Annotated in this window: 11 protein-coding genes; 3 read left to right on the forward strand and 8 right to left on the reverse strand. The window is 45.8% G+C overall.

All coding sequences use genetic code 11. The annotated features are described in order from the left end of the window. Positions 1-2,431 (reverse strand): X2-like carbohydrate binding domain-containing protein (locus CA600_RS28835; protein ID WP_256990053.1); only part of this gene is annotated, 2,431 nt, incomplete at its 3' end. A 351-nt stretch (positions 2,432-2,782) separates the two neighbouring features. Then, positions 2,783-4,024, reverse strand: coding sequence for a purple acid phosphatase family protein (locus tag CA600_RS28840; RefSeq protein WP_094874548.1), 1,242 nt, complete (start codon positions 4,022-4,024; stop codon positions 2,783-2,785). 219 nt (positions 4,025-4,243) lie between these two features. Here CA600_RS28840 and CA600_RS28845 point away from each other — a divergent pair, with 219 nt between their 5' ends. From CA600_RS28845 to CA600_RS28855, 3 genes are read left to right on the forward strand one after another with little or no spacing between them, the layout of a single operon-like run. Continuing rightward, a complete protein-coding gene (locus CA600_RS28845; RefSeq protein WP_094874549.1) occupies positions 4,244-4,957 on the forward strand; it encodes a polyphosphate polymerase domain-containing protein in 714 nt (237 codons plus the stop codon). A gap of 2 nt (positions 4,958-4,959) precedes the next feature. Further along, positions 4,960-5,688 (forward strand): DUF4956 domain-containing protein, encoded by a 729-nt coding sequence (locus CA600_RS28850; protein WP_094874550.1) that lies wholly within the window; start codon positions 4,960-4,962, stop codon positions 5,686-5,688. 32 nt (positions 5,689-5,720) lie between these two features. Next, complete coding sequence (locus tag CA600_RS28855) at positions 5,721-7,604, forward strand: CotH kinase family protein (RefSeq protein ID WP_094874551.1); 1,884 nt, start codon at positions 5,721-5,723, stop codon at positions 7,602-7,604. Between the two features lie 209 nt (positions 7,605-7,813). Here CA600_RS28855 and CA600_RS28860 read toward each other — a convergent pair whose 3' ends face one another. The 6 genes from CA600_RS28860 to CA600_RS28885 all read right to left on the reverse strand — a co-directional run. Then, positions 7,814-8,455, reverse strand: a complete 642-nt coding sequence (locus tag CA600_RS28860) for a DUF1775 domain-containing protein (RefSeq protein ID WP_094874552.1) — start codon at positions 8,453-8,455, stop codon at positions 7,814-7,816. A gap of 50 nt (positions 8,456-8,505) precedes the next feature. Continuing rightward, a complete protein-coding gene (locus tag CA600_RS28865; RefSeq protein ID WP_094874553.1) occupies positions 8,506-9,171 on the reverse strand; it encodes a response regulator in 666 nt (221 codons plus the stop codon). Beyond that, positions 9,168-9,986, reverse strand: a complete 819-nt coding sequence (locus tag CA600_RS28870) for a sensor histidine kinase (RefSeq protein WP_094874554.1) — start codon at positions 9,984-9,986, stop codon at positions 9,168-9,170. The genes CA600_RS28865 and CA600_RS28870 overlap by 4 nt, the downstream gene beginning before the upstream one ends. A 245-nt stretch (positions 9,987-10,231) precedes the next feature. Then, on the reverse strand, positions 10,232-11,185 hold the full coding sequence (locus CA600_RS28875) for a hypothetical protein (protein ID WP_094874555.1): 954 nt from the start codon (positions 11,183-11,185) through the stop codon (positions 10,232-10,234). A gap of 20 nt (positions 11,186-11,205) precedes the next feature. Further along, a complete protein-coding gene (gene cysK, locus CA600_RS28880) occupies positions 11,206-12,126 on the reverse strand; it encodes a cysteine synthase A (RefSeq protein WP_094874556.1) in 921 nt (306 codons plus the stop codon). 153 nt (positions 12,127-12,279) lie between these two features. Further along, positions 12,280-15,190: CARDB domain-containing protein (locus CA600_RS28885; protein WP_094874557.1), on the reverse strand; the 2,911-nt coding region annotated here is incomplete at its 5' end.

The raw sequence follows: 15,190 nt of genomic DNA on the forward strand, positions 1-15,190 counted from the left end.
CTACGAGGGTGGCTGTTCCGTTCTTGATCGAGCTGAGTGTGTTTCCGTTCAGCGTCATGGTTAGTGCTACATCTGCTTGATTCACTGTTTTCTTATCAAAGCTTGCGGTTGTTGGAGTAATGGTTGAGCCTGTAGCTGGTGGATTGACAGGGTCAGCATACAAAGTGCCTCGGCCATTCGTTCCAAGATATACACGTCCGTAAATTCTTGGGTCACCAGTAATCGCCATATTAATCTTGGCGTATTGGTGGGCATCGTCATTAATACGAACCCAAGTTGCGCCAACATCATCAGAACGGAAGACACCCCGCACGCCATCAATCTTCGCTACCGTGTACAGTGCCATGTAAGTTTGACCCGGCGCAGCCATTCCATAACCAATGAGATCAGCTTCTTGTACGTTGCTTAACTTTGTGAAGCTCGCACCAGAGTTCGTGGAGTGCCACAAACCATACTTATTCTCAGTCGTATTTCCTCCAGCAAACCAGAGGTCACCTTCAATACCGGGTACGGCCTTCATACTGATCTGAGCTTCATTCGGCTGTAATCCAGCTACATTATTCGTTGGGAATCCTGAAGCTGAAGTGGCAGTAAATGTAGCTCCGCCATCCACACTAACATAGAAGACCCCAGCAAAAAATCCATAAAATTTGCTAGCATTCACTCGGTCAGATGCTACTTTTGCTCCTGCAGGTAATCCTGTGCTAGCTGTCCAAGAATTCCCTGAAGTTTTGGAGTAGTACACACCAATATCCGAGGTGCTCCACAGTATGGAGTTCCCACTTGCAGACACTGCAACTTGTCCATGCCCTACTGTTGTTTTGGTCCCATTTGAAGGTTCGGAATTTGGCATATACCAGTTCACTCCACCATCGTTAGAGATACCAATGGATTTCATACTTGGTGTCTTCTCTTTATCTGCGCTGCCTACCCGTACGATATAGGATGGACTCAGCTCTGCATAATCAATGCTCATCGTTGTGGCCCAGGAAGGACTGGTCTGGAATTTAGTTGGCGCTACCGACAAATCCTCATGCCGGAAACCAGATACATCACCAAGCGCAGTGATCAAATGGGAGGTTCCCGTTGGCGGGCTTATCAGTCCGAGCACAGCCGTTTCCTCCACCCCCTTTGCCATAACAGAGATATTCACCTTGCCTCCGGTATCCCATGAGGTCAAATTGTTCGAGCCATAAATGGTAGCCCCCGTACCATACATCATCCGGTTAGAGTTGAATGGGTCAATCTCCAGATCGCCCATCATCCAGCCGAGCTTCGGTGAAGGATCAAGAGAGGTCGAAGTCGTTCCATGATCGAGCCAAGGTGCTGCTGTGATATCCATACTGAACTTATAAGTTCGTTCTGGATAATTGCCCCAGTCCCAAATCCGGCTCCATGTTGCACCACCGTTCGTACTGCGGAAAATCACTTCATCAGGCCACCAAGCATTTAAACTGGATACCATAACTGTGTTAGGATTTTGAGCATCCAAAGCTAAACCACCGAAGCCATACCAATTATCCGTTCCGGTTGAAGGACTGATATTCGTCCAAGCACCGCTTGTTTTATTGTATTTCCAAACCTCACCTTTACTTCCGTCATAAGGACCTACACCATTGCTATAAGTAATATATAGATCGCCTGTAGATGAAAGCACGCCATGATGTGGCAAGTAGCCCGTAGGTTGTCCTGCCAGAGCTGTCCAAGTCACGCCTCCATCTGTACTGCGATAAACGCTGCTTGCTGTGTCGGCAACCCCTACATATATCGTTTGAGTCGCATTGCCAAGTGTTCCTGTGCTTTTATCAAACGTGATCCAGGATAAGCCAACGAGATCATTTCCATAATCCAGTGTCGGATTCTGAATATATGTTCCTACATTCGTAAAAGAGGTTACCTTCGCCCAAGTCACACCGGAGTCCGTACTTTTCCATAGTCCATTACCACTTCTGGCTCCGAAGAATAAAATATTATTCTTATTCGGGTCGATGACGAGGCGTTCACCCGCAGAGCGGCCCGGCATATTGCCACCTACCTTAAAAGGCAGTGGAGTGGTTTGCCAAGTGTTTCCCCGGTCACTAGAGCGCATGATCTGACCGTTATTATCCCAGGAGTTAGTATAAGTGCCTGTTGCCATATAGACTTTGTTTGGATCAATAGGATCTGTAGCAAGGGCATCCACGCCATTCTTATTCCAATCCACCCAGCCTACGGAGTCACTAATTGAAGTCCAACTAGAGGTAGCCTGATTCCAGCGATAGGCACCCCCGATATCTGTTCTGGCATAAATTAAATTGGGTTCAGACTGATTAAAAATAATACCGGGCACAAAGCCCCCGCCTGCTCCCGTTACAACACTTTTCCAGGTATACGGTTCACTTGAAGCTGCATGGGTAGTAGCTGGGAATGCAGAGAATAAAGAGCCTACCATCGCGCCAAGCAGGACTAATAGTCCTGTTTTTCGGATACGGTTACGAATCACGTTTTACGCCTCCTACAATTTTATTGGTTTGCTTTTTCTTTTCTCCTACTCTTAATCCCCCGCTTCACCCCTCCCCCTAAACATGAATTTCTAAAAATACTGATAACGCTTTGATTATAATGTCAATCTTTTTCATTATCGAGAGAAAATGGTTATCTCTTTATGAAGTTTGTCACTAAAAATCGTACCATTTTCACACCATAGCTTACATTTCACAAAAAAACAGACGCCACCTTATAAGATGACATCTGTTTCTCGATGGTTTACTTTATTGATTTGTTGCGCAAAAGCTATTACTACTTAATGCGTAAGCACAAATTCATCCAGCATTTTTCCATCCACATCATAAGCTTGATAAGTTAAACTATCCTTGGTAACACTAATCCCTGCGAACATTTGCTTGTAGTTTTGAAAATGTACCGCATGATAGAACTGATCCTCTTTTTTCTCGTTAAATTTCCTTCCGGAGGCATTGGTCACCACATATACAGTCCCTCGGTAAGCCCCTTTAGGAATCTCGCCTTCTGGAACGATTGTTCCGCCTCGCAACGGGTAGGATCTGGAGTACTCATGATTATGACCCTGCAGTACCAAATCAACCTCATATTTATCAAAAACACCTGTCCAATCTTCTACTTTCTTATACGAATTCCCCCCGTAAGCCGGGCGGTGCATAGCGACTATCTTCCACTTCTTATCTGTTTTCTTTAAATCTTCTTTGAGCCACTCTGTTTGTTTTTTAATATTACTCTCTGTATTCAATACTGTGATATGCACAGGTCCGTAATCGAACGAATACGAGGTGCCTGCAATGGAGCCTTTTGCCCCGTTATCTGGCAGGTTGAAATGTGAAATATAATACTTCGCGTCATCATCCACCTCATCATGATTGCCTGTGACTGGCATTAACGGGATCCTTGAAATCCAGCCCTGAATATTGCTAAAAAACTCATCCCAGCCCGCCGAATCCTCCGGGTTCTCCGTCAGATCCCCGTTATGTACAATAAACTTGGCTTCTGGAAATGTCTGAAAAGCCTTATTCATTGTCTTCCCCCACAGTTTAAAATCCTCCGCATTCTCTCCTTGGGAATCTGTAACGTTGATAAACGTAACACTATCGAGTCCTGTCTCTTCTGTGGTGAATTCTGCAACTGTACTCCATTCCCCCTCAACACCACTGCCCACCCTGTAAGAATATAACGTCCCAGGCTCAAGTGCGGTTACCTCAGCTTTATGAACACCTCTGGTACCCTTATCTGTTTTTATAGAACTGCTATCTGCTTCTACCCTTAATACATCCGAATTTGCAAAAGAGGCGACCTGTCCCTTTACGAACTCCAAAATTCCTGCGGCATTGGAATCATTAGTATACCAAGTAAACGCACGGCTCGTGCCCGCATCTCCCTTAAAGGTGGTGATCAGATCAAACGGGGTTGATGATTTCGCGGAACTCCCGGATTTGGACCACTCCATCCCAACAGCCACCAAGATTAATACAATCACTAAGATCCCTAGGATGATGGCGAATTTATAGTCTTTCATCACGGTTCCTCCTTAAGTCCACTCTCTAGTCTTCTACCTAAGATAGCCTTCCAGAAAGTCAGAAGTCAAATTCATAGATCCATACTTTTGTTAACGCAGTGTAAAACATTCAGCTAACATTCAGTCTATTTTAAGTTAAACATAAGGTCTGTCTCCTAGAATTAGTTGTGCAAGAAGGTTAGCCAACAACAGAGATAGAGATAGAAACGAGGTGGGAAAATGAGTAACAAGCTGCAATTCCGGCATGAGCTAAAGTTCTTTATTAACTATCATCAATACCTTATATTGCGCCAGCGATTACAGAGCTTGATTGATACAGACCAACACGCCAATGAGAGTGGCGAATATCATATTCGTAGTTTGTATTTTGACGACATCAACAATACAGCGCTTGCCGACAAACTTGGTGGTCTCAGAGAACGCGCCAAATATCGGATTAGAATTTACAACATTCAGGACCATATCATTCACTTTGAGAAAAAAATAAAAATGGACGATTACATCGCCAAAATCAAAGAGCCGCTGACCCGTCAAATGTACGACGAGATCATGGCAGGCAACTATGAGGTCCTAAATGTCCCGGACAGTCCACTGTTCATGGAATTATACAATCAAATGCGCCATAACCTGCTTCGGCCGAAGGTTATCGTGGATTATGTTCGCGAGCCCTATGTTTGCCATAATGGTAATGTACGGATTACGTTCGATAAGGATTTACGTACCGGTCTGCATTCGACGGATATTTTTGATAAAGATCTGCATCCGATTCGGGCAATGGATGAGAACTTCATTATTTTCGAAGTGAAATTCGATGAGTACATTCCGGAATACATTAAAATCGCGCTGCAGTTAGAGGGGCTGAATAGACAGTCCGCTTCAAAATATGTGATCTGCCGCAAATTTCTAAAAACCAACACTTGGGAGGATTATTGATTATGAATGCATCACTTGCATCGCTAGCAGCAACTGCAACCTCAGATACAACCACAAATACTTTTTCAGATATTATTAAAAATTCGGTGATGGACAACTTTGTATCCGATATTAGCATCTCGAAAATGCTCATCACGCTGGGTGTAGCTTTTCTGATCGGCTACTTCATCTATCTGCTCTACAAACGTGTATTTAGCGGAGTATTGTACTCTAAAAGCTTCAATGTCTCCCTAATGGGCATGACCATGATTACAGCCACTGTTATCATTGCCATCAACTCTAACCTTGTGCTGTCCCTCGGTATGGTCGGTGCCTTGTCCATCGTTCGTTTCAGAACGCCGATCAAAGATCCGACAGATCTGATCTTCTTATTCTGGGCCGCTGTCGCAGGGATCGTAACTGGCGCAGGATTCTTCACTTTAGCTATTGTTGGTTCGATCATCATCGGTCTAATTCTATTTCTGTTCATCAAACATTCTGCTATCGAAACACCCTACTTACTGGTCATTAACTGTGATAGTGATGAAAGTGAACGTGAAGTTCACAGCCATATCACCAAATCTGTGAAACGTTATAATGTGAAGCAAAAAACCGTATCCGCAAACAATATTGAATTGACACTGGAGCTTCGGCTGGATGATAAAGTAGGCGGCTTTGTCAACACTGTCTCCGATCTTAAAGGTGTCAAAAATGCACTCCTGATCAGCTATAGCGGCGACTATGTATCTTAATTATTACAACAAGATGAAGGGCGGTGCCACAGATGAAAGCCAGAGGTAAATCAATCCTGCTGAGTTTTTGCTGCCTGCTGCTGGTCATCGCCGTAGTTGGTTGCCAGAACACAAGTCCATCTGCAACAAATAACAATGCGTCAGATACGCAGGAGAAGGTGATTTCAAGCGATGAGAAAAGTTTAGACGATCAGGTTTTCCCAAAAGACAAGGTCGTCGATGTCAAAATCACTCTGGACCCGGATGATTTTCAGGATATGCTGGATAATGCCAGCGCGGAAGAATATAAAGCCGCATCCGTGGAGTACAATGGCATTAAATTTGATAACGTGGCCGTACGGACCAAAGGAAATCTTAGTCTCAGAAGTGTAGTACAAATGACAGACTCTGATCGCTACAGCTTCAAAATATCTTTTGATGAGTATGTGAACCAGAATCTGTTTGGCATTACAAAGATCAACCTGAATAATAATTACAGCGATGCTTCTTATATGCGTGAGTTTCTAACCTATGAGCTCGCTGAAAGTGTCGGACTCCCAACACCGAAATATTCCTTCGTCAATGTATATGTCAACGATGAACTAAAGGGCTTCTATCTCGCGGTGGAACAGATCGGTGATGCTTATCTGGAACGCAATTTTGGCAACGCTTATGGAGCACTTTATAAAGGCGTTATGACTGGCCAGGGCAGTGATTTGACTTGGCTTGGCGATGATCCATCGCTATATACCGGACTAGAAATGAAATCGGATAAATCCAACGATGATATTCTCATCGACATGCTGGATGAGCTTAATAACGGGAATGATTATGAAAAATACATCGACGTAGAGGAATCCTTGAAGTATATCGCTCTAAATGCGGTAACGGCTAATATGGACAGCTATTTAGGTGGTAATAAGCAAAATTATTACCTGTATGAAGATGATGGAGTCTTCTCCATACTGCCATGGGATTATAATATGGCCTTTGGGGGTATGGGTAGTGCAGATGTGCTGATTGACGAGCCCACTCAAGGCACATTGTCAGAACGTCCGCTGATTGCGAAGCTGCTTGCTAACGACGAATACAAAGCGAAATATCACGAGATTGTCAGCGAGATGATTAATGGCTATCTAGCAGGCGGCACTTTCCAAACTCAGATGGATCAGCTGGACATGATGATTTCCAGCTATGTCAAAGCGGATCCATCTGCTTTCTATACCTTTGAGCAATATGAAGAAGGGATTAAGTCTGTTAAGACCTTCATGTCGAACATGGCAAAAAATATCCAACAGCAGCTCGACGGCACCATCCCTTCCTCCGGTGACGGATCGGGAAGCGGTATGGGTGGTGGTATGGGCGGCGGTGGCTTTGGTGGCGGTGCTAGGAATGGCGCAGCACCGGGAGCCGCTGGTACTAACGGCGACAGTGCTGCTGCTGGAATCGACGCTACTGCACAGAGTGCCGAAAGTGGGCAAGCACCTGCGGATGGGCAGGCTCCCCAAGGTGGCACAGGTGGCGAACCTGGTGCCATGGGCGGACCTGCTATCCCTGAAGGCGGCAATGGTCCTGGCAGCAATTCACAAGCAGCGGCTGGTGGGCAGACCAATCAAGCTGACCAAACCGCTACTAACGGGCAGGCTCCCCAAGGTGGACAAGACAACACCAATGGGCAAGCTGTCCAAGGTGAATTTAACGGAGCTGCAGGCGGTGAGCCCGGTGCCATGGGTGGACCTGGATTCCCTGAAGGCGGCATGGGCGGTGGCGGCTTTGGTGGCGGCATACCTGGAGGTATGGGCGGTGGTGACTTTGGTGGCGGTGGTGCTGTCCAGCAAAAAGGCAGTACGAGTGAAGCCATCACAACTGGCGTCGCAATCCTTCTCTTGCTGCTGACCGCAGTTTTTGTAACCTTTTATAAGCGGAAACGTCTGTAGTTCAGTAAAGTTATCCTTATTATCCAATCATTCATACAAGAAGCCTCCGTCGTTTAATCGCGGAGGCTTCTTGTATGATCCCATATCATTTGTGAGCTCCACACAAAAAAACCGTGAACCGTTTCATACTTCACTACGAAACGGTTCACAGTTATAAGTTCAATCTTCTTTTTCATCCTACTCTGATCACGGAATACAACGATTCCACCTTACTCTTTCCGACCACGCAATATACTTATAGCCGCTATCAAAAAGGCAAGTAAAGATATCCCGACTGCGATATAGACCATTGGATTGACACTGGTTGAGTTGTTCTCATTTTCCATGATGGCATTATGCTCTTCCATGCTCATACCATTGTCACTGGAACCATGAGAATGCTCACTACCACCGGAGGCTTGTACAATCGTAGTAATAGAATGCGGATTCTCTGTTCCAGCCTCACCGGACCATTGCACCAAGCTTCCATCGGCATAGTGCTGATAAGCATTCCATGCGATATCACCAGCGGCATCAGGGTTCTTAGCCGTGAAATAGAAACGTTGGAATTGTCCTGCTTTAATTCCTTCTCCGTTAGCGATCCAGCTAACTTTGTTCCCGTCAATAGTAACATCCCAGCCTGGTGTAGCTTCATATTGCTTAAACTCGGCACCTGCCGGAATTCGTAGATCCACTTGTACAGTTGCCACTTCTTTTTCTGAAGGGACTTTAAGTGTGTATGTCTCCCAAGCTCCGGTGCTGGATTGTGCTGGGGCCACGGTTACGTGTGCGCTAGCTACAGCTGCAAACAATAGTAGCGTTGCAGCCGCTGGTGCGAATAGTGTCATTATTTTACGAGATAATCTGTTCATGGTTAGCCTCTTCTCATCCATAATTATATAACTTCATCCTTAACTTCTTGCTATACATCTTTAGAAAAATCCCGTTTACGTGAAGCAAGCCCTTGCTCCAAGGCATAGCGCGTTAGCTGTGTACGGTTTTGTAGTTGAAGCTTTTGGAGAATGTTCTTCAGATGATTTTTTACGGTATGCTCCGAAATCCCCAAGCTTAAGGCAATCTCCTTGTTCTTCGATCCAGAAGACACACAGCTCAAAATTTCTTTCTCCCTTGCCGTCAATGACTCCCCTTCATCCGTTACAGCAGGTACGGTGAACTCTTTCAAGATTTGAAAAGCCAGCTCCCGACTTAGGGGCGCTTCTTCATTAACAATGGCCTGCAAATATTGAATCCAGGTGGAAGGTGCCAGATTCTTTAGCAAATACCCCTGTGCACCTTGCTTCAGCGCTTCGAGGAGATGGGAAATTTCGTCCGATACCGTAACGATAACGATTTTGACATAGGGATATTCCTGCTTGATCCGGCGAGTAGTCTCCAAACCGTCCATCACAGGCATCTGAATGTCGATTAGAATGAGATCAGGCATCCATTGTGCTGTAAATGCGATTGCCTCAGCGCCACTCTCCACTACACCAATGACCTCAAAACTGTCATCCATGGACAAAATCTCACACATAGCCTCACGTGCATGCGCATGATCATCCACAACTAAAACCCGGTATCGGCTCATAGACTGACTTCCCCTTTCATAATTTCAACCTGGGTGCCTGTGTCACCAGAAGTCAGCCTAAGCTTCCAGCCCATCCCCTCAACACGTTCCTTCATGATCTGAAGTCCATAGCTGCCACTCACTTCAAATGGATCATGCTCAAATCCCTCTCCATTGTCTGCAACAACTACTCTCCAGCGCTTCTCATCGCCAGCTCCAGTAATTGAAACCAGCCCCGCTCGTGTATGCTTGCGAACATTAATGATCGCTTCGCGGATACAGGATAACAATTCTGATTTTTCTGAAGGGAAGAGCGCATCATCTTGCAGGCTCCAATCGAGAGAGGCTTCGATCATAATCTCATTTGCCATCTGGGCTAACTGATCTTTTACCGACTGTTCCAATGAAAAAGAACTCTGTTCAGAGACCGGTATCTTCAGATTAGCGATGGCCTGCCGCACATAACGATTCACCTCATGGACCGTCTTTTTGATCTGATCCACACTTTCCTCACTGACTCCACCATTCTTGCGGCTTGCTTCTAGCCGGTCGATTTTGACAGATAAGAGGAATAAAGATTGCGCCATCCCATCATGCAGTTCCTTGGCTAGTCCTTCCCGAGCCTTCATTGCGTCTTTTAGCGCACGTTCCTGCTCCAGCTCCCGCTGATTTCGCTCCATAAGAGAAAACAAAGGAAGTAGCAATACAAGACTGACCAAAAACACAAGAACCGGCGTCAAATAGTTCCCCAAGTCCATTGAAATATAAGGCATTAGAAACTGATGGCGTACGACTTCCCAGATCCCTACCATTAGCGTTGGCAGTAACAGGATCATGTACTTTATTCGTGTATACGTTGCCGTCCCCTCCTGCACATCTTATGAATAACATTATCACCGTCTTATCTTAGCCACATGACTCGATCGGGCTATATTGACCTATTAATGTTACAAATTTAAGTATTTTAAAAGATGAATGCCGACATTTATACTATCATAAGCAAGCTTTCTTATATTGTAGCAAAAAAAAGATACATCTTACGATGCACCTAACCATTTCTACGTTTACAGTGAATTCCTATCTATATCGGCGAAGTATACCGTCCATATTGGATGTCCATTTCCTTAAATGAATCTCCTTCTTTGTGCAAGAAAAATGTATTGACTCCCTCTGCCCCCCACCAGTTCATACCGACTAGCGGACCCTCAGAGGTTTCAGCTACAAAAAGAATAGAGAACATTTCAGGCCTGACCTCTCCGCCATCATCCACCCGCCAAACTGAATATTCATCGCCTTGAATCACCGCCGGATAGTCCATGAAGGTAAATTCATCTTTTTCTTTCCAGACAAGACTAAATAACATCTCCTGATCCAACCTTACAAATTGAACGAGATACAGCTGCCGATTTGCAGATAAGTCTGCCAGCTTCCATATTTTCTGAATTTCACGTTTTTTCGTATCTACAATACGCTCTCGAACACTTACTTCCACAGTAGACAAAGCTTCTTGACCCTCTAAAGTTTCAACCGGCAAAAGCGCATCAACCTTAAAGTCTATTTGATCCGTCAAATAGTAGGTTTCATCCGGGGTCGCACTTTCCTCTTCCACCGTATAAAGATAACCCGCCAGATTCTCAAAATTATGCGCCATCTCCCGGCCATTACTGTTCTCTGTTCCATCCTGCCATTTATTAAATTTAACCTTTAATACATTCCCCTGATCACCAATAGCCTCATTTAATTGTGCCATCTCCTGGTCCAGCCCTTTTTCGTGCCCGGTGACTAGCATATTCCGCCCCTCTGCATCCGCAAAGCCAAAATTCCCTCTCAGCTTCTTGGTATCTAGATAAGCTTCTGTCTGCTGTATGCTTGGCGTTGGCTCTTCGCTAGGAGGAAGCGCTGGAGAAGGCGATACAGTTTCCGCACTTTGTTCCGGTGTAGAGTCTAAATGATCCTCATTACTCGTCAACGAGCTGTTTCCAGAACAACCCACCAACATAAGAACAATTAAGAAACTTATCATGACCTTATTCATTCTTATTCCTCCAAACGAAGTTAGAATATTCCCATGCTCAGGTAACGTTCCCCTGCATCAGGCGCAATACATAGCACTCGCTTGCCGGGTCCGAGGCGCCGTGCTTCCTGCAATGCAGTCCATACTGCGGCACCACCTGATGGACCGAGCAGAATCCCTTCCAGTGCAGCCAGCGTTCTCAACGTTTGCAATGCATCTTCATCCGAAACTTGAACGATTTCATCGTAGATCTTCGTATTCAGAATGGCGGGTACAAAGCCCGGACTGGTTCCAACCAGTTTATGCGGTCCGGGCTTTCCCCCGGATAACACTGGCGAGCCTTGCGGCTCAACAACAAGAATGCGAATATCAGGAAGCTGCTCACGCAATACTTCTCCAGTTCCTGTAATCGTGCCTCCTGTCCCTGACGATGCAACGAACACGTCCAGCTTTCCTTCCATTTGCTCCATAATTTCAAGCGCTGTCGTTGTCCGGTGAATGTCAGGGTTCGCTTTATTCTCGAATTGCTGTGGAATAAAGCTGTTCGCCACTTCTTTCCCCAGCTCGATTGCTTTCGCTATAGCCCCCGGCATCCGCTCCGCTGCAGGTGTCAGGACCACTTCAGCACCATAAGCCTTTAGAATATTGATTCGTTCCTTCGTCATATTATCAGGCATGACAAGAATCGCTTTATAACCTTTTGCAGCGGCATTCATAGCCAATCCAATGCCTGTATTTCCACTTGTCGGCTCTATAATAGTCCCTCCGGGTTTCAGTAGCCCAGCTAGTTCTGCTTGCAGAATCAGATTATAAGCGGCTCTGTCCTTTACACTGCCACTGGGATTGAAGCGTTCCAGCTTTACATATAGTTCTGCATCTTGGGGTGTGGTCAACCGATTTAGTCGCACAACCGGTGTATTCCCAATCAGCTCAGTGATATTGTTAACAACAAGGGATGTCATTCCTAGAGCCTCCTTCAATTCTTTTCCTTCCATTATTGTAACTTGAGCGGCACCTCCTGTCGATTCAGACCTCCCGTTCCTCTAACCTGAAACAGCCGCCTCCGCATTATAAGCGGAGACGGCTGTTCATTATTGGCATGGTATCAATGATTATTAAGGATTCACGTTAATCGTAAAAGTAGATGTATTATTCTTAATATTCGTTACCGTGTTCGTAATCTTCAGATTGTTGAAGGTTGCTGAGCCTCTGGCTGGACCTTGACCTGCCTCAGCTGCTTCATTCACCCAGATACCCACCCCGGATTTACTATCAAAAGCATCGCCGCTCTTCTGCGCACCGGTAATTGTAACATTATTAAAGATGGTATCTGTTACTGGGAATTGTGGAGTGGAACCTACATAGTTGGTCTGGAACATGATGCCATGATAGGTTGGATCAATGATATCCACATCATTGACTCGGATACCTTGGAACACCTTGGATGCCGAGAATACCCAGATCGCCGGGAAAGTCTGCGCGCCCCAGAAATGCCCACCTGCACGAACAATAGAAATATTCTCAAAATTCGTAGTAGGTGAAGCTCCGAACCCATTCATCGGATATCCAAAGTCTAACGAGCTGATCGTAATTCCAGAGTAGCAAAGTGTATCTGCAATATAAATGTTACGGAAGGTATTTGCGTATCCACCATAGACAGCTACACCAGCAGCACGCCAAGTCAAAATGGAAGTGAGGTTCTCATAGATATTGTCTTTCATATCTGCACCGCCGGAATCAATCGCCGAGAACAACGCAAAGCTATCATCACCTGTTGCCCGTGCTTCAATATTAGATACAAGGTTGTTCGTGCTTCCATTCGTCATATTAATGCCGTCCGCGAAGGTGTTACGGATACGCGAGTTTTTAATCACCATGTTATCCGTATTGGCACCCCAGTACATACATACCTGATGTTCAGTCCAGATGTTATCGATCGTAATGTTCGCCACATTGGAGAAATCAAATACTTTACCAGGACCGTCGATACGTGAAGTATAGTTCCCGAAATAAGCGAAATTTGCAAAGGTAGACCCATTTGCTGTATCACTGGCTCGGAATCCGACATCAGTATTCTCTTGGGTGGTTGGAGCTATAAATCTTGTATACCAAGGGCCAGCACCGATTACCTTCACTGCCTTGCCGTAGATCTGAAACTTGCTAGAGGTCTGATAGTTGCCGGCTGGCAAATACACCCCAACGAGATTTCCTGTGGTATCCATGCGTACTTTATCTAGCGCATTTTGGACATCCTGATGCGTAAAACCTGCAGGAACAGTATATTTAGCCGGATCTGGATTAGCAATCGGTGAAACCTGCTCTAGACTGATGAAGTCAATGGCGTATTGAGAAGTGTTCGCTGTATCTTTTTGTAACCGGATCGTACTTCCTGCCGGAATCGTGCTATCAAACATAATGTTTGCTTCATCATAAATATGCCGCGGTGAACCTGCGCTTGGCGAATTACCAGGACTTGTCTCAGAACCGTACAACCATGCATATTTAGAGGTTAAGTTAATTGCCTTGTTAAAGACACCATTCACATAGATGTTAAGCGTAGCATTTGTGCCATCACCACTCGCTGAATCAGGAATCGAGAAACGAGTAACCAGCGTGTTCGTGCTGGCTTTTGTCGTGAATTCAACATAGCTACCTGTGGTGTTCAGAGTAACTGCTCTTCTGCCTGAAGCCTCACCTGCCAGATCACCAATGGTCCGATTAGCTGAAAGCTTCACGGCCCCACCACCAATAACACCATCCTCAGCCTCATACATGTCGTAAGGCATGTTCGCACCTCGACCGATGAATAGAGACTGCGTCTGAATATTATTAGCCCGTTTTACAGGCAGCTCATTAGCATCCACTGCAATTTCACTCTTCACAGTATATTTTCCATTTCCTGCTGTCCAATTGCCAAGAGCGACAGGCGCTGTGGTTACGCCACTTGCGATCACACCGCTATAGGTGCCTGTAAGAGTCTTAACTACCGCATTAGTTGTAGCATCTAAAACCGTCAGAGTTATGTTATGCGCCCCGCTCGCGGAAGCTGCTGTACCTTGATTCTTAATGGCAACTGAGAAGCTTACAACGTTGCCGGCTGCTGGATTTCCAGGTGTCCAGCTGACGGAGGAAGCCACCAGATCAGAACTGGATACAGGTGCAATAATAAGGGAAGTCGGGCTAGTGAAGCTATTATTTCCCTCATTTGATTCAATCACTGTATTATTCTCATCGACCTTTGCACTTAAGGAGTAGGTAGCTGCGTCTTTTGCGCCCATATTCAGAGACACATTCGTTGATGCACCAGCTGCTAACGCCCCCACGGGGCTAGTGCCTACAAGTGTTGTGCCCAAGTAAAAATTCACATTAGTTGCGGTAGAAGCAAGGGTGCCGATATTCTTAACTGTTGCGTTTAGAATAATGGCATCCGTCTCTACTGGAGCTGCAGGTGTCCATGTAAGAGCTGTGACCGTTAAATCTGGATTTGCAGATGGTGTACCCATCACTTGAAATTCAGCAATTTGTCCAGCACTTGAACCAGAGTTAGTGGTGATCTTCAGCTGCAATTCACTAGCCGTAGCCGTTACCGGAATCGTCACTGTATTGCCGGTTGCTGGGTTAAAGGTATACACGGTCGCAGGTACAAGGCTAGTAAAAGCCGTTGTATTCTGATTATGCCCAAGCACTTGAATGGTCTGGGTACGTGTCGACCAGGCTGATGCAGGATTCAGCTTGAGTACAACCGATGTAATATCGGCATTGCTGCCCAAATTAACCGTTAAGGTATTCGGATAACTTCCCCCTGCCCCTTCCCAATAAGTGGTCACATCACCGTCATTCGCATTGGTCTGCACAAAGGTAAAGACAGAGGAAGAAGCTGTTATCCCTTTGTTCAACGCCAGATTAGAGCCCGCCCCAGGTGTTGGGGTTGCTGATGGCGTTGCCGTCGGTGTTGGCGTTGGTGTTGGGGTTGGTGTTGCCGTTGGCGTCGGTGTTGGTGTCGGTGTCGGTGTCGGTGTCGGTGTC

The sequence above is a fragment of the Paenibacillus sp. VTT E-133280 genome (assembly GCF_002264385.1).
GTDB lineage: Bacteria > Bacillota > Bacilli > Paenibacillales > Paenibacillaceae > Paenibacillus_AQ > Paenibacillus_AQ nitricinens.

Coding starts and splice junctions, on each gene's coding strand:
- CA600_RS28870 (WP_094874554.1), bottom strand. CDS start 9,986: ATGATCCTGTTACTGCCAACGCTAATGGTAGGGATCTGGGAAGTCGTA.
- CA600_RS28865 (WP_094874553.1), bottom strand. CDS start 9,171: ATGAGCCGATACCGGGTTTTAGTTGTGGATGATCATGCGCATGCACGT.
- CA600_RS28855 (WP_094874551.1), top strand. CDS start 5,721: ATGAAAGCCAGAGGTAAATCAATCCTGCTGAGTTTTTGCTGCCTGCTG.
- CA600_RS28845 (WP_094874549.1), top strand. CDS start 4,244: ATGAGTAACAAGCTGCAATTCCGGCATGAGCTAAAGTTCTTTATTAAC.
- CA600_RS28840 (WP_094874548.1), bottom strand. CDS start 4,024: ATGAAAGACTATAAATTCGCCATCATCCTAGGGATCTTAGTGATTGTA.
- cysK (WP_094874556.1), bottom strand. CDS start 12,126: ATGACATCCCTTGTTGTTAACAATATCACTGAGCTGATTGGGAATACA.
- CA600_RS28875 (WP_094874555.1), bottom strand. CDS start 11,185: ATGAATAAGGTCATGATAAGTTTCTTAATTGTTCTTATGTTGGTGGGT.
- CA600_RS28850 (WP_094874550.1), top strand. CDS start 4,960: ATGAATGCATCACTTGCATCGCTAGCAGCAACTGCAACCTCAGATACA.
- CA600_RS28860 (WP_094874552.1), bottom strand. CDS start 8,455: ATGAACAGATTATCTCGTAAAATAATGACACTATTCGCACCAGCGGCT.